Raw genomic sequence first — 19,640 nt, 5'->3', positions numbered from 1 at the left:
AACAGACAAAGAGCGGCAGTTTGGCCAGTGAGGCTATGAGCGCTCGGAATGGAGCGCCTGGCAATACGGCCAAATCTGCTCCACGGTAGTTGGTGTCGCTGACTTCGACGGATGAGTGCTTGGCGCCAAGCGCGACAAATTTCACCGTGTAAATCACTTGTTGCCAGCGGTCCGGTCTGCCGCGGCACAATGGGCGCCATGCGCAAACATATTTCTGAAACCACCGGTCTGCAGCGTCTGGGCTACGGCTTGCTGGCTGGCCTGCTGACGGCGGCACTGCCGCTGCCGCTGGTATGGCCGCTTCGCGGGCTGCTGGCATGGTGTGCGGGCATTGCGGTCTACCTGCTGCTGGCCTGGTGGCTTTGCATGCGCTTTGACGGCCGGCGCACGCGCGAGCGAGCGCAGGCACAGGACGAACCCAGTGTGGTCATTTTTCTGGTGCTGGTATTGGCCACCCTGGCTTGCGTGGCTGCCATTGTCTTCATGATGCAGCACACGCGGGATCTCTCGGGCATGGAGCGCACGCTGCACATAGCGCTGTCGATGGCGGCGCTGGCGGCGTCATGGCTTTTCATCCAGGCTATTTTTGCCTTTCATTATGCGCACCGTTATTACCAGGAAGAACAACGCAAGCAGCCCGCCGGCCCCGGCCTGCAGTTTCCCGGTGGCGGGGATCCGGACTATTTCGACTTTCTGTATTACGCGCATGTGATCGGCATGACGTCGCAGGTGTCCGACGTGCAGGTGAGCTCGCGTGGCATGCGCCGGCTCACGACGCTGCATGCCATGCTGTCCTTTGCCTTCAATATGCTGATCCTGGCGCTCAGCATCAATGTGGTGGGCAGCGCGCTGCAGTAGACCTGGTTGGATCGCAGGAGAATCTAGGCCCGGCTTGTCAGGAGTTCGCGCTCAAGCCACTGCGTCAAGACGGCCGCAAAGCGCTCAGGCCCGATCGGGCCGCCAGCCATCTCTTGCGCGCTGACGGTGCCGTGCCGCAGCAGGGACTCATGCTGGCGGTAGCCCATGGCGTCACAGAGCAAGGCCCAGTCAACCGGGCCCACCAGGGTACCGGCTACCAGCAGCACGCCACTGCGGCACCTGCGCTGCGCCAGACCCACCAGCTTGCGGCCCTCGGCATTCACCAGCTCCCATGGCGACAGGCCGCCAAAGCAGGCCCAGCTCACGGTGCTGACCGCGCTGGCCTCATGGGCGCTTGGCAGTTCCTGCGGCGGCAGGGCACGCGCGGCCACGCCGAACGCCTTGAGTACCTCCACATGCAACTGCCCCAAGTGCCGATAGCTGTCGATCAGGCCCTTGCAAACCCAAGGGTGCTCCGGCGGCAAAACGACCGAGACGCTGACCAGCCACGGGCCGGTCAGAACAGCGCCGCCGCCTGACTCACGCAGCGTCAGTTCGGCCCGTCCGCGGAGGCGGCGTTCGATGTCATCGCGCAGGGCGCGTTGCGAACAACCCAGCACAATGGCGGGCGCGGCGTAGGTCCAGACACGAAAACGCGGGCCTGCCCCTGCCAGCGCAAGCTCACGACGGTTCCACGCCTGCTCTTGAAGGGCGGGGTTTACGGCAGCTCCTTCAGCACGGCAATCGGCTTGCCCCGGGCGAAGGTCTCGCCGGCTGGCACCAGGATCTTCTCGACGCGGCCGTCATCGGGTGCCACGATGTCCTGGTTCGCCTTGACCAGAACAACATTGGCCAGTGTCTGTCCGGCGCGCACGGTGTCGCCCTCGGCCACCAGCCATTTGTCCAGCAGCGCCTCGGTGGCCGGGTCAATGTCTTTCCAGGCGTCAGGACTGAGCGTGATGCCGGTCATGCGGCGACTCCTTCCGCCATGCGCGCCTGCATCAGCTTTTGAACCGCTTCAACGATGCCCTTCACCTGCGGTATGACAAACTGTTCCAGCGGCCGGCTGTAGGGGATTGGCACATTGGGCAGCGCGAGCCGCTTGATCGGCGCTTTCAGGACCACTGTGTCCAGGTTTTCCGCCACGGTGGCCGAGATTTCACCGGTCAGGCCAAAGCCCAAGTAGTCCTCGTCGGCGATCAGGAGCCGTCCGGTTTTGGCCACGGACTTGAGCACCGCAGCGCGGTCGAGCGGCACCAGCGTGCGCAGGTCAATCACTTCTGCGTTGATGCCCTCGCGCGCCAGTTCGTCCGCCGCCAGCAGCGCCTTCTGCACCATCTGGCTGATCGTCACGATGGTGGCGTCCTGCCCTTCGCGCACCACCTTGGCCTGCCCGAACGGGATGGTGTAGCCCGCCTCGGGCACCTCGTTGCTGCTGCCCTCGAAATACGCCATCCACGGCAGGCCCATGATGCCCTTGTGGTACATGAACATGACCGGGTTGTCATCGCGGATGGCCTGGATCATCAGGCCTTTGGCGTCGTAGGCGTTCGACGGCACCACGACCTTGAGGCCCGGCATGTGGGCAAAGGTGGCGTACAGACACTGCGAGTGCTGGGCGGCGTCGTTGTAGCCGCCGCCAATCGCGGTCGTCAGCACCACCGGCAGCTTGAGGTTGCCGCCGGCCATGTAGGTGTTTTTGGCCAGGTGGTTGTAGATCTGGTCCATGCAGACGCCAAAGAAGTCGACAAACATCAGCTCCACGATCGGTCGCAGGCCAGCGGCGGCCGCACCGGTGGCGGTCCCGATGAAGGCCGTCTCGGAGATCGGCGTGTCCATGATGCGGTCCGGGCCGAACTTGTCGAGCAAGCCACCGGTGGCGCCAAAGATGCCGCCGTAGGCGCCAATGTCTTCGCCCATGACGAACACATTGGGGTCGCGTGTCATTTCCTGCGCCATGGCCTCCGAGATTGCCTGGGCCATGGTGAGTTTGCGGGTCGTGCTCATGTTCTGCTCCTGGAATTTTGGGTTGCCGGTTCAGGCAAAGACATCATTGAGCGCATCCTGCGCGGCCGGATAGGCGCTCTGGCGGGCAAAGGCGAAGGCACCGGCCACCCGCTCTTTGGCCCGGGCCACGATGACGCCTTCTTCGGCGTCGGTCATCAGGCCGCGGCTTTTCAGCAGGGCGGCCAGCTTCGGGATCGGATCGTTCTTGCGCAGATTGCTGACCTCGTCCTTGGGTCGATAGACCTCCGGGTCGCCCTGAAAATGGCCCAGGTAACGGTCGGTCTTCACCTCGATCAGACTCGGGCCCTCGCCGAGACGGGCGCGCTCGATCGCGGGCGCCACCGCCTCATACACTTCCAGCGCGTCATTGTTCGCGACCTTGATGCCGGGTATGCCGTAAGCCGATGCGCGGTCCGCCACCCACTCGATACTGGTCGCGTTGGACTTTGGCACCGAGATCGCCCAATTGTTGTCTTCGCAGACGAAGATCACCGGCAAGCGCCAGAGCGCAGCAAGGTTCAGGGACTCATGAAACGAACCCTGATTGGCGGCGCCTTCACCAAAGAACGCAACCGCCACCCAGTCTTCCCCCATTTTCTTGGCGGCCAGGCCAGCCCCGCAGGCCGGCGGCAAACTGGCCCCGATGATGCCGCTGCAACTGAACTTGTGCTCGGGGTCAAACAGGTGCATGTGGCCGCCCTTGCCCTTGCCCAGTCCCGTGACCTTGCCAAACATCTCGGCCGTCATCTTGTCGAGCGGCACGCCTTTGGCAATCGCAAAGTGATGCGGCCGGTGGGTGCCCACCACCGTGTCTTCCTTCTTCAGATGGGCGCAAACGCCGACCGCGACCGGCTCCTGACCAGCCGCCAGATGCATCTCACCGGGCACGGGGCCGGAGCCAATATCGAATGCCAGTCCTTTTTGAATCTGGGGCGGCAATTTGCCCTCCAGGTAGACGTTGGCCATGGTCTCTTCGTAGTTCCGGATTTCGACCATCGTCTCGTACATCCAGAGCAGTTTTTCCGGGCTGGCTTGCATGCTCATCTCCTTGAAGTTGTGCGAGGCCTGATGCCGGGATGTGTCTTGCGTGACGCTCGGCATGGGGAAGGAAAAGGGTCAGCATAGGCTTGCAAGCATTCGATTTTTTGATTTTTATCAACCGCCCATCAGGCCAGCCGGCGAACCCGTCGCCCGGTGCAGCGCGGCCAGGCACGACCTGTACCCGCTACCATTGCTTTCATGAAAAAGAACCTGCACCCGGCCCGCGCGGCCTGTCCTTGCGACAGCGGCGAAACCTATGGCAACTGCTGCGGCCCGTGGCACGCCGGTCTGGCCGACGGTGTGTACGCCCCCACGCCCGAGGCGCTGATGCGCTCGCGCTACAGCGCCTATGTGCTAGGGCTGATCGACTATTTGCTGGCCACCTGGCACCCGTCCACCTCGCCGGGCGAGCTGGAATTGCCGCCGCTCAAATGGCTGGGGCTGGAGCTGCGCCACGCGCAGGCCACCGGGGAGGCCGGGGTGGTGGAATTTGTGGCGCGCTACCGCGAGAACGGGCGCGCTGGGCGCATGCACGAGACCAGCCGCTTTGTGCGGGAAGACGGGCGCTGGTACTACATCGACGGCGTGCTGGCGCAGGACGACACCCAAGCCTGAATGGCAGCGGCCTCAGGGCTGCGACCGTGCCCGCGCCAGGGCCACATACCAGTCCAGACAAGCCGGGTTGGCCATCGCCTCGCGGTTGAGCACCTTGTCCAGCGGCTGCCCCAGCAGCAGCTTCTTGATCGGCAGCTCCTGCTTCTTGCCCGACAAGGTGCGCGGAATCTCCGCCACCTGAAAAATTTCATCGGGAACAAAGCGCGGCGATAAGGCGGTTTTGATCGCGTTCACCAGCTTGGCCCGGACGGTGTCGTCCAGCGCCAGACCTTCGCGCAGCACCACAAACAGCGGCATGTAACTCTCGCGCCCCAGGTATTCGAGATCGACCACCATCGAGTCCAGCACTTCGGGCAGCGCCTCCACCGCGCTGTAGAGCTCGCTGGTGCCCATGCGCAGGCCGTGGCGGTTGATGGTGGCATCCGAGCGGCCATAGATCACGCAGCCGCCGTTGCGCCCGATCTTGAGCCAGTCGCCATGACGCCAGACGCCGGGGTAGGTGTCGAAGTAGCTGGCCAGGTAGCGCTGCTTGCCCACGTCGCCCCATAAATACAGCGGCATGCTCGGGATCGGCTGGGTGCACACCAGCTCGCCCACCTCATCGATCACCGGCTCACCCTGCTCGTTCCTGGCCTCGACCGCGCAGCCGAGCAGGCGGCACTGCATTTCACCGGGAATCAAAGGCAATTCACGGTTGCCCCCGATGAAGGCACCACAAAAATCGGTACCGCCAGAAATATTGCACCACCAGATATCGCCCCCACGCTCGCCCACTGCGTGTGGGTCGCTGCCCCCCGAGGAGGCCATGCCTTGCTTGGGGCGGCCCGGCGCGGCGGCATTCGCCCTCAAATGGGCAAACTGCTCGGTCCCCCAGGCCTGCGCCTCGGGACTCAAGGGTGAGCCGGTGCTGCCCAGCGCCCGCACACGGGAGAGGTCGCCGCATTCGCCCAGGTTCACATCGGCCTTCAGGCAGTTGGCATAAAACGCGGCACCGGCGCCAAAAAAGGTCACTTTCAGCTCGGCGGCAAAACGCCACAAGGTGGTCCAGTCAGGCGCCACTTTGCTGCCCGCGGCATCGACGCTGCGCCCGCCCGGGCTGCCGTCAAAAAGGCAGCAGGTGGTGCCGCTGAGCAGGCCACTGGCTTGCGCGTTCCACATCACCCAGCCGGTGGTGCTGTACCAGTGGTAGCGCTCGCCGAGCGTGTTGGGGTCGTAACTGCAGCCGATGTCGTTGTGCAGGTTTTTCAGCGCCAGTGCCACCAGTATCGTGCCGCCATGGCCGTGCACAATCGGTTTGGGCAGGCCCGTGGTGCCACTCGAATAGACCACCCACAGCGGATGATCGAAGGGCAGCCAAAGCGGCTCGAAGGCGTCAGTCTTTGCATCATTTTGGCCTGTAGCCTCCGTGAAACAAGCTTGACTAGCTACTGTTTTAATAGTGTCTGTAGGCAGCCCCAGGTTGCTCTGCAGAATCAGATGCCGCACCGAGGGCAGTGCCGCGCACAGCTCGGCCAGCACCGCGCGACGGTCCAGCTCGCGCCCGCCGTAGGTGACGCCGTCGCAGGCGATCAGCACCTTCGGTTCGATTTGCTGGAAGCGGTCCAGCACCGCGTTGCTGCCCATGTCAGGCGCGCAAACGCTCCACACCGCACCGATGCTCACCGTGGCCAGAAAAGCCACCATCGTCTCCGCACTGTTGGGCAGGTAGGCGGCGACGCGGTCGCCCGCAAGCACCCCTTGCGCCTGCAGGTGCAGTGCCAGCGAGGCGACCTGGCGGCGCAGCTCGGGCCAGCTCAACTGCCGGGCCGGTGCGCTGCCTAGCGTCTCTTCATTGTGGCTGAGGATGGCCGGGAAGCCGCCCGCATCGGCCGCGGCCACATGGCGCAACACCTGCTGCGCATAGTTGACGCGGGCACCGGTAAACCAGCGCGTGTTGGGCATCGGCGCACCGTCACACACCGCGCTGTGCGGCGTCGGCGACTGCAGGTCAAAGTAGTCCCAGATGCTTTGCCAGTAAGTGTCCAGATCGGTCACCGACCAGCGCCACAAAGCGTCGTACGAATCAAACGACAAGCCGCGGTGCTGGCGCAGCCAGTTTTGGTAGAGGCGAATTTGGGGCACGCAGGGCGGCGCTAGGGAGGGGGTCATGGGTCGAGGGTAATCCGGTTTTGACTAAAAGAACAAAAGCGACTGACGCCTGTTTGACACCGGCAAGTCTGCGTGCCGGCTTTTCGTGAGCCCCGCAAAGGACGCCAGCAGGAATTGGTCGCAGCCGCAGTTTGCTATAATATATATAGCTACTTAGGCAGTAAATACGGGGGCTGGAGCCCTGTTTTGTCTATAAAACGGGGACTTGTCCGCGCGCTCATTTGGCCTTCGGTCGGCCGTACCTGGCCGTGAAGCTGGCTTGCCCCAGGCTGTTGCCGTGGATCATGTAGCCAGTCAGCGCAGCGGTGGCGTCAGCCGGCACTTCAAGTTTGTCTTTCAGGGCATACACGGTGAAGATGTAGCGGTGCGGTTTGTCGCCCGCCGGTGGGCAAACGCCACCCCAGCCCGCCACACCGAAGTCGATGCGCGCCTGGCTGGCGCCTGGGGGCAGGTTGGCCCCGCCCACCGCCCCGGCGTCGGCCGCGAGCGCGTTCACCTCAAACGGGAGGTTGATCACCATCCAGTGCCACCAGCCTGAGCCGGTGGGTGCGTCCGGGTCGTACATGGTGACGGCAAACGCCTTGGTCGCCTTGGGCGCGCCGCTCCACTTGAGCGCTGGTGATTTGTTGTCGCCGGCGCAGCCGAAGCCATTGAACTCGAAGCGCTGGGCGATGGTGCCGCCCGCCTTGATGTCGGGGCTGCTGAGGGTAAAACCGGCCGCTTGGGCCAGGCTGGCGCCGCCGATCAGGGTGGCGGCCAACACGGTATGTTTGAGGGTCTGCTTCATGCGGTGCGCTCCAAAATTTTGATGATAAGAGCGTGCCGCCTGGGCTGCATCAGGGTATTCCCAGCCCAAGCCGCATCACCCCCAATGCTGGCTCCCAATGCCGGCCAGCTCGAAAGCCAATAAGGTGACCCTGCCCAACTTGAAGGACCAAGACGATTTCGCTTCGACTGCCTCGGCATTGGCTGGACGCCATCAAAGCAGCCGCAAATTCCCGGGATGTGCTCTACCAATCATTGATCACGATATGGCTGCAAGAGAAGGTGCATGTTCACTGATGACTGCGCAATCTGCGTGACCTGGGCGCGTCCAAGTGGAGGACCTGGCGCGCTTCGCGGCAGAAGCGGGCCGCACCTCTTGCCGGGCTTTCGCAGTGCGCCAGACGGCCCGGCTGGTGCAAGCGTCCGGCGTGTCCGTACCCGTGCCGGCCGCGGACTCTTGAAAACTGTCAGGCGCCTGTCGACTTTCGGAACTGACTTTTCCAAACCCGACATTGGCACCTGCAGCGTGACCGTCGGCAATGGGACGCTGATTTCTTCAAAATCTACTTCGGCAATCGATCAAGAGCGGACGCTTGCAAGCTGCGCTCGTTTCACTTTTCGATAACCTTCTCCTTCTGTTGTGTTCGCCTGCCTGGCACAAGAAGTCGAGATGGTTTCATAGACTCCAGAAACTCCTTGTTGTGGCCGATGAGGACTTGAAAACGAGGATTTTTTGACTATAAAAGAACACGGCAAACTTCGCATTTGTACTTCGATCGGGGCGGCACTATTTGGTAGTAGATGACGCCCTGATTCGAGCCTTGCCGTCACTTGCTTGATGAGGAGGTTGAAATGACACGCAAATATATCGATTGCCGGGAATTCCCGAGTGAGATGAATTGCACAGTAGCGCTATCGGCCGATACGGACAAAGAGTTGCTGGATGCGGCTGTGCAGCATGCTGTGTCGGTCCATCGGCATGAGGACACGCCGGAATTGCGCACACAGCTGCAGCAGTTATTCAAAGAAGGCACACCGCCCATCGTGGCTCCTCGCAAGTAGCGGGCCTTGCAGTGCAGCCGGTGAATGACGCCAGTTATCGATCGGGGCATTCAGTGGTGATGCCGGTTACTTCGTAATTTTCCGTCCGGCAATAACAAGTGTGATACCTCCCGGCATCGCTACGGAGGCAAGCACAAGCCGTTGCGTATTAGATTCCGAATATCCCGGTACGATTCGGCCCATGGATACAAGCACGCTTTACCCCCCGTCTCATCCAAGCCCGCCTCAAAGAGGCCCTGGCTTGAGGTGGATGTGGTGATCGAAAACGCCGCCGGGCAACTGGTGGGCATCGAGGTCAAAGCCAGCGCCGGCGTCAAGGAAAGCGATCTGCGTGGCCAGAAAAAACTGGCCAGCGTCGCGGGCGTTCAGTTCAAGATGGGGGTGCTGCTGTATGACGGCCTAGAGACCTTGCCACTGGGTGATGGCCTGTGGGCTGTGCCCTTGTCTACCTTGTGGGGAAAGGAGTGCTGACAGCGCGGTGCGGCCTTACCGCGCCGGTCAGGCTGATGAGCGGGCGCAGCGCGGGATTCCTATTTCGATCAACGTTTGCTCAGCGACGAATACGTTGTTCAAGAAATAGCGGCTGCGTGCTGTTGCCCTTCAAGCGAAATGTTGACAACTCCCCAGCCACTGACTCTTTAAGACACAAAGCCGACAGTCAAGTTTCCAGAAAGAAGTCATAAAACCGCTAGTTGAACGACCCACGTTGGACCCGCACGGTGGGTGGTAAGGGGACTGTTTGCAGCCGTTACCTCTCCGATTGAGGTCAGGGCTATGGACGATTGAGGCAGCTTGGATACGGTGCTGGCTCGTCCGGTACTTTGGAACACAGCTTAATAGGGTTAAGCATTTGTAGGCGCCCCACCCATTTTTGTTGATCAAGCTTGAGTGGTTTATCAGAAACTTCGCCTCTTTCCGACCACTGAATTGTATATAAGTCCTTTTCACCTCTGAGCGCAATTATTAGCGTTGACTCACTGTAACTATCCGTCGGATTTGCCGTTCCGCAACTCGTGATAGTAACGAAGGAACTATAGCCATCAATTTTTGTATCCCCAGGACCAACAGAATTGAAAGAACTAGGACAAACCTTTCGGAATCCATTTGAAATCAATTCGGCAAATGCCTTTGGCGAAGCATTTGGATTTAAAGCTAGCCCTTTATAGCCAGTCACTGTGATCATTTGCGACCATTTCTTTATTGATTCTCCCGCAAGAACAGATTCTTGAATATAGCTGCTGTCCTTTGCTTCTTCAAAGACTAGATCGAAGCCCTTAGGAGATGAAAGCATTACAAGCTGGCTGAAAATTGGGGTGATTTTTTTGAGCGCGGCTTCATTCTTTTGGGGGAGACTACTTTGCGAAAAACCAAGTGAGGGAAGCATTGAAATGACAATGAACGTGACAAATATCTTCAGCATATAGACCTCGACGGGTTGTTACTGTTAAAAGGAAAAGTAATGCAGTGAAACCCAACTGTTAGCACTCATTTGCCACGCTGCAATTCTGCTAGAAATCATGAGCGCGTCTTGGACGAAGATAAACCATGTTGGACTGAACCGCGCAAGTCTAGCTCACTGGAAGTTCTGGAAGAATGTCGGCTCCCGCTGCACAGGAGGCGTTCGCACTGCGCTTTTGAGGCGTGTGTTTACGACTTTAAAAAAATCGTCTCCAAAATCCAACGCCCCGCAAACCCGCATGAATGCTAGAGGCGTGTTTACGACTTCAATTGCGCGAAACAGTGTACGCATCACGCAAATTGACGATCAAGACCGCACTCAGACAAGTGCTAACTCCTGTCCGCCAAAACAACAACTGGGATTGAGCCAGAGAAAAGACTTTAGAATTTCGTAGCGCTGTGCAGGAAAGCGTTTTGCCCACACAAAAAACCACAGGGATTTCATGAACAATCAAGTGCTAACAAGGCGTGCAACGTTGATCACACTGACAAGCGCAGTGGGTCTGCTAGCAGCGTGCGCCAATGGATACCGATACCGAGATCGCTCAGGACGATATGTCCCAGTCCCGGTGGCGAATTTCAAGCTTCAACGCGCATCGGTTCGGTGGCAGGACAACCCTGGGTTTTTTGTTTCGATAGGAGTCGTCGCCTACGGGGGTGTAAGCAGTGCCGCCATGCGAGAAGCTACAAAGCCAACGTCCCCGCAAGCGAGACAAGCGACCTCGGACATGAACCTCATTCGCAACCTCTTCAAGGAAGAATTGAGCGCCACGCTCAAGGACCGGTTGAAGAACTCAGGTGTCGAGGAAGGCGTCGATCAACTCATCGTGGTCACGCCGGTGTCCGGCCACCAAACAGGTGCAGAAACAGTGATGTCGTTGAGGACTGTCGTTTTGGACATGGCAAGCAAAGAGAAGTGGCAGTACGACGTTGGAGTTACCAGTGGCCCATTGGTTTTGGGTCCACAAAACAACAAGCCAACGAACCAATACGTCCATGACTATGTATCCACGATCATTTCAGTCTTCAAGGACGGTAGGTTGATCGACTGAAAGCGGCCCTGCCCTGGAGCTTGCGGGTAAGAACGCAGGTGTTTTTCTGTGCCCAGGCCAAATTGCGACCGGGGGAATGTTGCGTGCACAGTGCTAGTGGAGATCGAAGCGCTTGACTCGGCCGGTCACCAAGGGTGCCGCACTAGAGGGTTAGTGTGATTCCTTGGCCGTCCCGGTCAAGGTAGTTCACGTGATAGCCGTACTTCTTGAGGGCAGCCGAATCCCGGCGGTCCTGAGGCGTGTCATAGTTGAACCAGAGTGTGGGCGCTTCAGAGTCGACGATGACAAGGGCCACGGCTTCTTCATCGGGATGCTTGAAGTAGTTGTTGTTTGTGCTGCACACGTAGTGCTTGGCCTTGACCACCTTTAACAGGTCATTGGTGACGTTGGCCCGACTCCCGTGGCGGCTGACTTGATCACATCGGCAGGCAAAGGTGGCCGCCACCGGACGTTTACGGTCCTGCGTGGTCTCATCAACATGAATCGACACCCATCATTCAGTTTCACGACTTGTCTGTCGTGAATGTGGCGAGGAATTCAACTACCCAAACTGTGCAGGCCAAGCCAGATCGCGCAATCGCCGATGCGCCGCGTCTTCAAGATCCGGCGGCACGGACTGCCTGGAATTCAAGTAATGGTTGCTGAAGACCTCCAGATAGGTTTCCAGCGTCTCGGCTGCATGTGTCTCTCCGCCCAAGGCCAGGCACAGTGCGGCCACCTCCGAGGTGCACAGGTGGTCATCGCGGGTCGAGCGGCGCAGGCGGTAGCGCGAGAGTTGTTCGGGCTGCAGGCTGAGCACCGGCAAGTGGTTCAAGTAGGGGCTTTTGCGAAACATCTTGCGCGCCTGCGACCAGGTGGCATCCAGCAGGACAAACAACGGGCGTTTGCCGGCAAGCACCGGCACCTCGGTCACGACGCGCTCAGGGGCGACATACTCGCCGGGAAACACCAGATAGGGTGCCCATTGCGGGTCGGCCAGCAGAGTCAGCAAGGCGGGGTCCACTTGCGTGCGCGACCAGCCAAAAGCGGCGGTGTCCGGCACCACGTCGGCGATCAACCAGCCGGTGTTGCTGGGTTTGAGCGGCTCCATGTCGCACATGATCAGGCACATGCCAGCGCGGGTCGTCACCTGGGGCCGCAAGGCGCACAGGCAGTGGCTGAAGATCACCCGGCAAGCGGGACAGCGCGGCGCGTGCGAACCCCGGGCAACAAAGGGCTTGTCAAGGCTCGCCAGGCTGGCCTTGCGCTGCTCGCGCAGGCGGGCGACCGCATGGCTCACGCCAGGTGTTTTCCGACAATGCCGGCCAGCTCGAACATCGTCACCTGCGGCTTGCCGAACACGGCCAGCAGTTTGGCGTCGGCATTGATGTTGCGCTTGTTGACGGCGTCCTGCAGATTGTTGGCCTTGATGTAGTCCCACAGCTTCTTGATCACCTGCGGCCGCGCCACCGGTTCCGCGCCAATCACGGCGGCCAATGCCGCGCTGGGCTGCAGGCCGGCGGCTGGGCTGGCGACTTTTTTGACCGCTGCCTTGCGCGGCGTTTTGGCGCTGGCCTTGGCCGCGGCTTTGGGGCTGGCCACTTTTTTAGCGGCTTTCTTGGCTGCAGCCCCCGTTGTTGCTGCTCGAGCTGCTCCTGTTTTTGCAGCTACCGAGGCCCCGGCTGCCGACTTGGCGGCGGTTTTGCGCGGCGGGAATTTGCTTGGTGCAAACTCAAAATTCACTTTGCCGGCCTCGGCGTCCCAGGCCAGCATGGCTTTGAAGCCGCGCCGGGTGCGCATGGAGACAAACTTGTCGAGCAAATCGGTCTTGCCGGTGGCCAGTAACTTGGCGATCTGCTCGCGCTCAATCGGCTGCTGCAGGATGATCTGGCCGGTCTTGAAGTCGCAGCTGGGCGTGGCCTGGGCGTCGGTGGGCACGGACTTTTCGCAGACGTAGTTCTTGCCATGCTCAAACACGGGAGCACCGCATTTGGGACAGGCGCCCAGTGACTCCTGGCCACTGAAGTCGATCAGTTCACCGCTTTCCTCGCCCTTCTTGTCGTCGCCAAAGTCAAATTCGAGCTTGTAGTTTTTGCTTTCCTCGTCGAACTTGATCACCATCTCAGCCGTGAACGGCCAGCCCGCCTTGGAGCGGAAACCCTCCAGCGGGCCAATCTTTTTGTCGCGCAGAAACTGCTCCACTTCGGCCACTTCAAAGGTTCGCCCGGCCGGGGTCTTGCCAAAGGAGAAGCCGCAGCCTTCCTCCGCGCCGGTCTTGCCGGTGCAGGTGTAGCGGCGGTAGTTTTCCTTGATGATGCCGCCGCAGTTCGGGCACGGTGCTGTCAAAGTGGCGTAGTTGCCGGGGACGGTGTCGCGGTCGTATTCCTTGGCCTGCTTCACCATGCGCTCGGTCATGGCGGCAATCTCGGCCATGAACTCAGCCCGGCTGAGCTGACCGTGCTCCATCAGTGCCAGCTTGTGTTCCCACTCGCCGGTCAATTCGGCTTTGGACAACTCCTTGACATCCAGGCCGCGTAAGAGCGTCATGAGCTGAAACGCCGATGCGGTGGGGATCAGCTCGCGGCCTTCGCGCAGCATGTATTTCTGCGTCAGCAGGCCTTCAATGATGCTGGCGCGGGTGGCCGGTGTGCCCAGGCCTTTTTCGTGCATGGCGGCGCGCAGCTCATCGTCTTCAATGGTTTTCCCGGCGCCTTCCATGGCGCCCAGCAGCGTGGCTTCGGTGTAGCGTGCGGGGGGTCGGGTTTTCAGGCCACGGGCCTCGACCGTCTGCGCCGTGACGCGTTCACCGGCTTGCACCGGCACCAGGCGCTGGCCCTTGTCGCCGTCTTTGGCGCCGTCACGATCCGTCACTTCATCGACGGCCTCTTTGCCGTAAATGGCCAGCCAGCCGGGCTTGACCAGCACCTTGCCTTCGGTCTTGAAGCTGTGGCCGGCGGCCACGGAAATTCGGGTCGTGATCTGGTATTCAGCGTTCGGGAAAAACACCGCCATGAAGCGGCGCACCACCAGGTCATAAATCTTCTGCTCGGCTTCGCTCAAGCCGCTGGGCGCCTGCAGGGTCGGGATGATGGCAAAGTGGTCACTCACCTTGCTGTTGTCAAAGATTCGTTTGCTGGGGCGAATGTAGTTGTTGTTCAGCGCCGTCAATGCGTGTGGTGCCAGATGGCGCATGGCGCTTTTTGAGAGCATCTCGAACGTTTGCTTGACCACCGGCAGGTAGTCCTCGGGCAGCGCGCGCGAGTCGGTGCGCGGGTAGGTCAGGGCTTTGTGACGCTCGTACAGGCTTTGCGCGATCGACAGCGTGGTTTTGGCGGAAAAGCCGAACTTGCCGTTGGCCTCACGCTGCAGGGAAGTCAAGTCAAACAGCAAGGGAGAAGCCTGCGTGGTCGGCTTGCTCTCTTCGGTGACGCTGGCGGTTTGGCCACGCACGGCATCGGCAATCGCTTGCGCTTCGCGCTGCTGCCACAGGCGGTCGGCCTTGAGCTCCGGGTCGGCCTCCTCAAGGTTACCGGCGGCGGCATTGGCGGCGGCTTTTTTCCACTGCGGGTCAAACCATTTGGCCGGGTAGTCGCCCGCCTGCGCGGCGAAGGTGGCGTGCACCTCCCAATAGTCGCGCGACACAAAGGCGCGGATTTTTTCCTCGCGCTCCACCACCACGCTCAAGGTCGGTGTTTGTACCCGGCCCACGGTGGTCAGAAAGAAGCCGCCGTCGCGCGAGTTGAACGCCGTCATGGCGCGCGTGCCGTTGATGCCGACCAGCCAGTCGGCCTCCGAGCGGCAGCGCGCCGCGTCGGCCAGCGGCAACATTTGTTCGTTGGAGCGCAGGGTGTTGAAACCGTCGCGAATGGCTTGCGGCGTCATGGACTGCAGCCACAAGCGGCGCACCGGCTTGCCCAGCGGCTTGGCCCCGCCCGCATATTGCTCGATCAGGCGAAAGATCAGCTCGCCCTCGCGCCCGGCATCACAGGCGTTGATGAGTTGGTCCACATCCTTGCGCTTGGCCAGTTTGACCACGGCGTTCAGGCGCGTTTTGGTTTTGTCCACCGGCTTGAGATCAAAGTGCGGCGGAATCACGGGCAGGTGGGCAAAGCTCCACTTGCCGCGCTTGACGTCAAATTCTTCCGGCGCCTGAATCTCCAGCAAGTGGCCTACCGCACTGGTGACGACGTAGCTGTCGCTTTCAAAATGCTCGTCGTGCTTGTCGAACTTGCCCGCCACCGGCGTGAGGGCGCGCACGATGTCTTGGGCGACTGACGGTTTTTCGGCAATGATCAATGTTTTCATCTGACTACAATCCAGTTTCTCGCGGGCGCCCGGGCGCTCGCACATGCACGTGGGCACGCACACACGCGCCCATACGAGTTCACGATACCAAATTTTTTAGACCGGTCCCCAAGTGAGCAAAAAAAACGTCGCCGCAGGCAATCGCCGCATTCAAACCCGGCGCTCCGGCGTCCATGGCAAGGGAGTGTTTGCCGTGCAGCCGATTGCCGAGGGCGAAACCCTGATCGAGTACGTGGGCGAGATCATCAGCTGGCCCGAGGCGCAGGCGCGCCATCCCCATGACCCGGGCAACCCAAACCACACGTTTTATTTTCACGTGGATGAAAACCATGTGATTGATGCGCTGTACGGTGGCAACTCGTCGCGCTGGATCAACCATGCGTGCGACCCGAACTGCGAGGCCGAAGAGCAAAACGGCCGCATCTTCATCAAGGCCTTGCGCAACATCGAGGCGGGCGAAGAGCTCAATTACGACTATGGCCTGATCATCGACGAGCGTTACACCCCCAAGCTCAAGGCCGAATACCCGTGCTGGTGTGGTTCCGCCAAGTGCCGCGGCACGCTGCTGGCGCCCAAACGCGGCCGCCGCTGACGAGGCATGGACACCCACGTCATGGACGCCATCCGGGAGGCCGTGCTGCCCGACCTGCCCGGCTTTCGCGCCGAGTGGCTGCCCCAAATCGATTCCACCAACAGCGAGTTGATGCGCCGCGCCCGTGCCGGGCGGCTGGAGCCGGTGCTGCTGGTGGCCGGGCAGCAAACCGCCGGGCGCGGGCGTTTGGGGCGGCAGTGGTTCAGTGACACAGGCGCCGACGCCAAACTGGGCAGCGAGGGTTCCCTCACTTTCTCGCTTGGCTTGCCATTGGCGCCGCTGGACTGGTCTGGCCTGTCCCTGGCCGTGGGTGTCAGCGTGGTCCGCAGTCTTCATCCCGATCTGCGTTTGAAGTGGCCCAATGATGTGTGGCTGCGCGACCGCAAGCTGGCGGGCATTCTGATTGAAACCGCCAATCTGGCCGACACCCCCGAGGCTCGCTATGCCGTGGTGGGCGTCGGCATCAACATGAAACCGCGTGCGGCCACCGGCTTGAGCACGCCGCCGGCTTGGCTGGGCGAGGTGTTGCCAGGCGTCGAAGCGCCAGAGGCGCTGCTGCGCATTGCCGCGCCGCTGGTGCGAGCGCTCAAGCTATTCGAGGCCAACGGGTTTTCAACCTTCCAGGCCGGTTTTAATGAGCGGGACGCGTTGGGCGGCCTGGCCGTTACTCTCAGCGACGGCACGACGGGTGTTGCGCAGGGGGTGGATGGCATGGGCGCCTTGCTGGTGCACACGGCGCACGGCCTGAAGAAAGTCACCAGCTCCGAAGTGAGTTTGCGGCCCCTGAACCCGCCGCCCTACGAAAATCTCTAGCCCTCCCCAGCGAAGACCGCTTGCCGGCACTCTATCGACCATGTTGCGTTCTTTTGTCCTGGCCCTGCTGCTGATCAATGGTCTTTACTTCGCCTGGTCGCAGGGTTTTTTGCAGTCTTTGGGGCTTGCACCCGCAGCGCAGACGGAACCCCAGCGCCTGGCCCAGCAGATCAAACCCGGGGCCTTGCAGGTGCGCACGGTGCAGGAGTTGCGCCTGACTGCAGCGCCGCCCGTGGCACCCAAGCCCGGCACGTGCTGGCAGGCGGGCGTGTTTGAGGGGGCTCAGGCCACGCTGCTGCGCGAGGCACTGGTCGCGGCAGATTTGCCCGCAGGCGCATGGTCGCTGGACCCGGTCCTGGAGCCCGGGCGCTGGATCGTCTACATGGGCAAATTCGCCAATGCCGAGGCACTGGCGAAAAAAAGTGCTGAGCTCGCCGGCTTGAAGCTGAAAATTGAGCCCTTGAAAGACCCGGCGTTGCGCCCGGGACTGTCGCTGGGCGGCTACGAGACGCAGGCAGCGGCCAATGCCGCACTCGCCGTCCTGGTCCAGCGCGGTGTGCGCACGGCGCGGGTGCTGCCGGAGCGCGCCGAGGTGCGCGGTGTGATGCTGCGGCTGCCCGCGGCCGATGAAGCGCTGCGCGGCAAGCTCGATGCGCTCAAGCCCGCGCTGGCAGACAAGGCCTTGAGCCCGTGCTCGTGAGTTCGCGTCCGGGCGTCAGGCCGGCGCCGCCTCAGAACTGCTGGCCCAAAAGCGCACGCTGAAGCGGGCCCCCGGGCGCGTCTGCCCGGGGTGGGTGGGCTCCAGGCTGACCGTGGCGTTGTGCTGGTGCGCGATTTCCATCACGATCGGCAAGCCCAAGCCGGTGCCATCGGCCTCGGTCCCCAGCGCGCGGTAAAAGGGTTGGAAGATCAGCTCGCGCTCGACCTCCGGCACGCCGGGGCCGGAGTCCTCCACCTGCAGCATCAGCGTCTTGCCAAACGGGTCGGTCAGCACCCGCGCCGTGATGACGCCGGGTTGGCTCAGGCTGGACGGCGTGTAGTTGATGGCGTTGTCCACCAGGTTGCGTATCAGCTCCTTGATCAGCGTCGGGTTACCCGCCAACTGGCCTGACTCGGTGCCCGGTTGCGTGCCTTCATAACCCAGATCAATCTGTTTTTCAATCGCCCTGGGTACGCAATCGCGCACCACCGCCATGGTCAGTTCGGCCAGATCGCAGACCTGGCGCGGCATCGCCTGGCCACTGCTTTCGGCCCGTGCCAGCGCCAGCAACTGGTTGACGCTGTGGGTCGCCCGGATACTGGCGCGGCCGATCTGGCGCAGCGATTGTTTCAACTCTTCGGCGCTCGCCCCCTCGCGTTGCGCCAGTTCCGCCTGCATGCGCAGCCCCGCCAGCGGTGTCTTGAGCTGATGGGCCGCGTCGGCCAGAAAACGCTTTTGGGTCGCAATCGAATCTTTCAGCCGCAGCAGGAGGTCGTTGACCGAATGCACCAGGGGTGCGACTTCCAGCGGGACGGCCTGCGCCTCGATCGGGCTCAAGTCATCGGGTTTGCGCGCCCGAATGCGCTCTTCGAGCTGATGCAGCGGCTTGATGGCCTGCACCAGCGCCAGCCACACCAGCAGCACCGCCATGGGCAGGATGGCAAACTGCGGCAACATCACGCCCTTGACAATTTCGGTCGCCAGCAGGGACCGTTTTTCCAGGGTTTCAGCCACCTGCACCAGCGCCGGTTTGGCGCCGGGCAGCGGCAGCTTGACCCAGGTGTAGGCGACCTTGACCTCGTCGCCGTGCACCACGTCGTCGCGAACGCGAACCTCCCCCGGCTCGAGGGCCTCTTCCTTGGGCGGCAAGGGCATCTCACGCTCGCCGCTCAGGTACTCGCCGCGCGTGCCCAGCACCTGGTAATAGACCGTGTCAGCGTCGTTGGCACGAAGCAGTTCGCGCGCTGGCAGTGGCAGCTGAAATTGCGCCCGCTGGTCGCTGATGGTGACCAGCTGCGCCAGCGCCCGCACGTTGTACTCCAGTGCCCGGTCAAACGGCTTGCCGGCAATGTTTTGAGCGACCAGCCAGGTCAACACCAGACTGACCGGCCACAGCAACAACAGGGGCGTGAGCATCCAGTCCAGGATTTCACCGAACAGGGAACGCTGTTCGTGGTGGGGAATAGTCACGGTGCTGCGCGCCGAGGCGACCTCATCAAATTATTTGGGAATTTTTTCCAGGCAGTAGCCCAGGCCGCGCACCGTGGCAATGCGGATGGGGCCTTTTTCAATTTTTTTGCGCAGACGATGGATGTAGACCTCAATGGCGTTGTTGCTCACCTCTTCGCCCCATTCACAGAGTCGCTCGACCAGCTGGTCCTTGCTCACCAGACGGCCGACGCGCTGCAGCATCACTTCGAGCAGCCCGAGCTCACGGGCCGACAGCTCCACCATCACGCCGTCGATGGTGGCGACACGGCCGGACTGGTCATAAATCAAGGGGCCGTGCTTGATGGTGCTGCTGGCCGAGCCCATGCCGCGGCGGCTTAACGCGCGTACCCGTGCTTCAAGTTCATGTAGGCTAAAGGGCTTGGCCATGTAGTCATCGGCGCCCAGGTCCAGCCCTTTGACGCGTTCTTCCACGCCGTCGGCGGCGGTCAGGATCAGCACCGGCAGCGCGGAGCCGCGGGCGCGCAGTTTCTTCAAGACTTCGAGTCCGTGCATTTTGGGCAGGCCCAGGTCCAGGATCAACAGGTCGAATTCGGTGTTGGTCATCAGCGCGGCGTCGGCTTCCGTTCCGCTGGCGACATGGTCGACGGCGGCGCCCGAACTGCGCAGGGTTCGCAGCAGGCCGTCAGCCAGTACCTGATCATCTTCGGCAATCAGAATTCGCATCTTTGACTCCTCATTGGGGTGGTGCCTGAGACCTTGTCAGGCTCTTGTCAGCCGATTCTAGGCGGGGGCA

Annotated in this window: 21 protein-coding genes; 9 read left to right on the top strand and 12 right to left on the bottom strand. The window is 61.5% G+C overall.

What is annotated here, in order from left to right; translation table 11 throughout:
• The first annotated feature begins 198 nt into the window (after nucleotides 1-198).
• On the top strand, nucleotides 199-858 hold the full coding sequence (locus tag RFER_RS20125) for a DUF1345 domain-containing protein (protein WP_041792962.1): 660 nt from the start codon (nucleotides 199-201) through the stop codon (nucleotides 856-858).
• A gap of 23 nt (nucleotides 859-881) precedes the next feature.
• Here the strand turns inward: RFER_RS20125 and RFER_RS20120 are convergent, their stop codons facing one another.
• From RFER_RS20120 to RFER_RS20105, 4 genes are read right to left on the bottom strand one after another with little or no spacing between them, the layout of a single operon-like run.
• Nucleotides 882-1,532: a lipoyl protein ligase domain-containing protein gene (locus RFER_RS20120; RefSeq protein ID WP_425057093.1), complete on the bottom strand. Its 651-nt coding sequence runs from the start codon at nucleotides 1,530-1,532 to the stop codon at nucleotides 882-884.
• 44 nt (nucleotides 1,533-1,576) lie between these two features.
• Nucleotides 1,577-1,828, bottom strand: coding sequence for a lipoyl domain-containing protein (locus RFER_RS20115; RefSeq protein ID WP_011466227.1), 252 nt, complete (start codon nucleotides 1,826-1,828; stop codon nucleotides 1,577-1,579).
• Nucleotides 1,825-2,865, bottom strand: coding sequence for an alpha-ketoacid dehydrogenase subunit beta (locus tag RFER_RS20110; protein WP_011466226.1), 1,041 nt, complete (start codon nucleotides 2,863-2,865; stop codon nucleotides 1,825-1,827). Before RFER_RS20110 ends, RFER_RS20115 begins: the two co-directional genes overlap by 4 nt.
• A gap of 30 nt (nucleotides 2,866-2,895) precedes the next feature.
• Nucleotides 2,896-3,903 (bottom strand): thiamine pyrophosphate-dependent dehydrogenase E1 component subunit alpha, encoded by a 1,008-nt coding sequence (locus tag RFER_RS20105; protein ID WP_041792958.1) that lies wholly within the window; start codon nucleotides 3,901-3,903, stop codon nucleotides 2,896-2,898.
• A 201-nt stretch (nucleotides 3,904-4,104) separates the two neighbouring features.
• Between RFER_RS20105 and RFER_RS20100 the strand changes: the two genes are divergently transcribed.
• Entirely contained in the window at nucleotides 4,105-4,521 is a 417-nt protein-coding gene (locus RFER_RS20100; RefSeq protein WP_011466224.1) for a YchJ family protein, read from the top strand.
• A gap of 12 nt (nucleotides 4,522-4,533) precedes the next feature.
• Here the strand turns inward: RFER_RS20100 and RFER_RS20095 are convergent, their stop codons facing one another.
• Nucleotides 4,534-6,669: an acetoacetate--CoA ligase gene (locus RFER_RS20095; protein ID WP_011466223.1), complete on the bottom strand. Its 2,136-nt coding sequence runs from the start codon at nucleotides 6,667-6,669 to the stop codon at nucleotides 4,534-4,536.
• 217 nt (nucleotides 6,670-6,886) lie between these two features.
• Entirely contained in the window at nucleotides 6,887-7,456 is a 570-nt protein-coding gene (locus RFER_RS20090) for a YbhB/YbcL family Raf kinase inhibitor-like protein (RefSeq protein WP_011466222.1), read from the bottom strand.
• Nucleotides 7,457-7,611: 155 nt separating this feature from the next.
• Between RFER_RS20090 and RFER_RS25135 the strand changes: the two genes are divergently transcribed.
• From RFER_RS25135 to RFER_RS20080, 3 genes are all read left to right on the top strand, one after another.
• Complete coding sequence (locus RFER_RS25135; RefSeq protein ID WP_425057092.1) at nucleotides 7,612-7,731, top strand: CopG family antitoxin; 120 nt, start codon at nucleotides 7,612-7,614, stop codon at nucleotides 7,729-7,731.
• A 555-nt stretch (nucleotides 7,732-8,286) separates the two neighbouring features.
• Nucleotides 8,287-8,496: a DUF1059 domain-containing protein gene (locus RFER_RS20085; protein ID WP_011466221.1), complete on the top strand. Its 210-nt coding sequence runs from the start codon at nucleotides 8,287-8,289 to the stop codon at nucleotides 8,494-8,496.
• 255 nt (nucleotides 8,497-8,751) lie between these two features.
• Nucleotides 8,752-8,967, top strand: coding sequence for a hypothetical protein (locus RFER_RS20080; RefSeq protein ID WP_244095754.1), 216 nt, complete (start codon nucleotides 8,752-8,754; stop codon nucleotides 8,965-8,967).
• Between the two features lie 301 nt (nucleotides 8,968-9,268).
• Here the strand turns inward: RFER_RS20080 and RFER_RS23610 are convergent, their stop codons facing one another.
• Nucleotides 9,269-9,916 (bottom strand): hypothetical protein, encoded by a 648-nt coding sequence (locus RFER_RS23610; RefSeq protein ID WP_011466220.1) that lies wholly within the window; start codon nucleotides 9,914-9,916, stop codon nucleotides 9,269-9,271.
• Between the two features lie 766 nt (nucleotides 9,917-10,682).
• On the opposite strand from RFER_RS23610, the gene RFER_RS20075 reads away from it, so the two are divergent.
• On the top strand, nucleotides 10,683-11,006 hold the full coding sequence (locus RFER_RS20075) for a hypothetical protein (RefSeq protein ID WP_166485766.1): 324 nt from the start codon (nucleotides 10,683-10,685) through the stop codon (nucleotides 11,004-11,006).
• Nucleotides 11,007-11,148: 142 nt separating this feature from the next.
• Here the strand turns inward: RFER_RS20075 and RFER_RS20070 are convergent, their stop codons facing one another.
• Genes RFER_RS20070 through RFER_RS20060 form a run of 3 tightly spaced genes read right to left on the bottom strand, consistent with a single transcriptional unit; the run spans nucleotide 11,149 to nucleotide 15,290 of the window.
• Nucleotides 11,149-11,496, bottom strand: a complete 348-nt coding sequence (locus tag RFER_RS20070; RefSeq protein ID WP_011466218.1) for a hypothetical protein — start codon at nucleotides 11,494-11,496, stop codon at nucleotides 11,149-11,151.
• A gap of 51 nt (nucleotides 11,497-11,547) precedes the next feature.
• The gene (locus tag RFER_RS20065; RefSeq protein ID WP_011466217.1) at nucleotides 11,548-12,285 is read right to left on the bottom strand and encodes a tRNA-uridine aminocarboxypropyltransferase; all 738 of its coding nucleotides are present in this window, start codon (nucleotides 12,283-12,285) and stop codon (nucleotides 11,548-11,550) included.
• A complete protein-coding gene (locus RFER_RS20060; protein WP_011466216.1) occupies nucleotides 12,282-15,290 on the bottom strand; it encodes a DNA topoisomerase III in 3,009 nt (1,002 codons plus the stop codon). Before RFER_RS20060 ends, RFER_RS20065 begins: the two co-directional genes overlap by 4 nt.
• Nucleotides 15,291-15,402: 112 nt before the next feature.
• Here RFER_RS20060 and RFER_RS20055 point away from each other — a divergent pair, with 112 nt between their 5' ends.
• The 3 genes from RFER_RS20055 to RFER_RS20045 are packed head-to-tail and all read left to right on the top strand — an operon-like array spanning nucleotide 15,403 to nucleotide 17,395.
• On the top strand, nucleotides 15,403-15,882 hold the full coding sequence (locus RFER_RS20055; RefSeq protein WP_011466215.1) for an SET domain-containing protein: 480 nt from the start codon (nucleotides 15,403-15,405) through the stop codon (nucleotides 15,880-15,882).
• Between the two features lie 6 nt (nucleotides 15,883-15,888).
• Nucleotides 15,889-16,695 (top strand): biotin--[acetyl-CoA-carboxylase] ligase, encoded by an 807-nt coding sequence (locus RFER_RS20050; protein ID WP_011466214.1) that lies wholly within the window; start codon nucleotides 15,889-15,891, stop codon nucleotides 16,693-16,695.
• Between the two features lie 40 nt (nucleotides 16,696-16,735).
• A complete protein-coding gene (locus RFER_RS20045) occupies nucleotides 16,736-17,395 on the top strand; it encodes a hypothetical protein (protein WP_011466213.1) in 660 nt (219 codons plus the stop codon).
• A gap of 15 nt (nucleotides 17,396-17,410) precedes the next feature.
• Here the strand turns inward: RFER_RS20045 and RFER_RS20040 are convergent, their stop codons facing one another.
• Both RFER_RS20040 and RFER_RS20035 read right to left on the bottom strand, forming a co-directional pair.
• Complete coding sequence (locus RFER_RS20040) at nucleotides 17,411-18,865, bottom strand: sensor histidine kinase (RefSeq protein ID WP_011466212.1); 1,455 nt, start codon at nucleotides 18,863-18,865, stop codon at nucleotides 17,411-17,413.
• Nucleotides 18,866-18,895: 30 nt separating this feature from the next.
• Nucleotides 18,896-19,570 (bottom strand): response regulator, encoded by a 675-nt coding sequence (locus RFER_RS20035; protein WP_011466211.1) that lies wholly within the window; start codon nucleotides 19,568-19,570, stop codon nucleotides 18,896-18,898.
• Between the last annotated feature and the right edge of the window lie 70 nt (nucleotides 19,571-19,640).

Origin of the sequence: Rhodoferax ferrireducens T118, from assembly GCF_000013605.1 — a bacterium.
Lineage (GTDB): Bacteria > Pseudomonadota > Gammaproteobacteria > Burkholderiales > Burkholderiaceae_C > Rhodoferax > Rhodoferax ferrireducens.
Note: the sequence above shows the minus strand (reverse complement) of the source record. Positions and strands in the feature narration are given on the sequence as shown.

Excerpts from the sequence above, each read along its gene's own strand:
- RFER_RS20125 (WP_041792962.1), top strand. The coding sequence starts at position 199 with ATGCGCAAACATATTTCTGAAACCACCGGTCTGCAGCGTCTGGGCTAC.
- RFER_RS20115 (WP_011466227.1), bottom strand. The coding sequence starts at position 1,828 with ATGACCGGCATCACGCTCAGTCCTGACGCCTGGAAAGACATTGACCCG.
- RFER_RS20110 (WP_011466226.1), bottom strand. The coding sequence starts at position 2,865 with ATGAGCACGACCCGCAAACTCACCATGGCCCAGGCAATCTCGGAGGCC.
- RFER_RS20105 (WP_041792958.1), bottom strand. The coding sequence starts at position 3,903 with ATGCAAGCCAGCCCGGAAAAACTGCTCTGGATGTACGAGACGATGGTC.
- RFER_RS20100 (WP_011466224.1), top strand. The coding sequence starts at position 4,105 with ATGAAAAAGAACCTGCACCCGGCCCGCGCGGCCTGTCCTTGCGACAGC.
- RFER_RS20095 (WP_011466223.1), bottom strand. The coding sequence starts at position 6,669 with ATGACCCCCTCCCTAGCGCCGCCCTGCGTGCCCCAAATTCGCCTCTAC.
- RFER_RS20090 (WP_011466222.1), bottom strand. The coding sequence starts at position 7,456 with ATGAAGCAGACCCTCAAACATACCGTGTTGGCCGCCACCCTGATCGGC.
- RFER_RS20085 (WP_011466221.1), top strand. The coding sequence starts at position 8,287 with ATGACACGCAAATATATCGATTGCCGGGAATTCCCGAGTGAGATGAAT.
- RFER_RS23610 (WP_011466220.1), bottom strand. The coding sequence starts at position 9,916 with ATGCTGAAGATATTTGTCACGTTCATTGTCATTTCAATGCTTCCCTCA.
- RFER_RS20075 (WP_166485766.1), top strand. The coding sequence starts at position 10,683 with ATGAACCTCATTCGCAACCTCTTCAAGGAAGAATTGAGCGCCACGCTC.
- RFER_RS20060 (WP_011466216.1), bottom strand. The coding sequence starts at position 15,290 with ATGAAAACATTGATCATTGCCGAAAAACCGTCAGTCGCCCAAGACATC.
- RFER_RS20050 (WP_011466214.1), top strand. The coding sequence starts at position 15,889 with ATGGACACCCACGTCATGGACGCCATCCGGGAGGCCGTGCTGCCCGAC.
- RFER_RS20045 (WP_011466213.1), top strand. The coding sequence starts at position 16,736 with ATGTTGCGTTCTTTTGTCCTGGCCCTGCTGCTGATCAATGGTCTTTAC.
- RFER_RS20035 (WP_011466211.1), bottom strand. The coding sequence starts at position 19,570 with ATGCGAATTCTGATTGCCGAAGATGATCAGGTACTGGCTGACGGCCTG.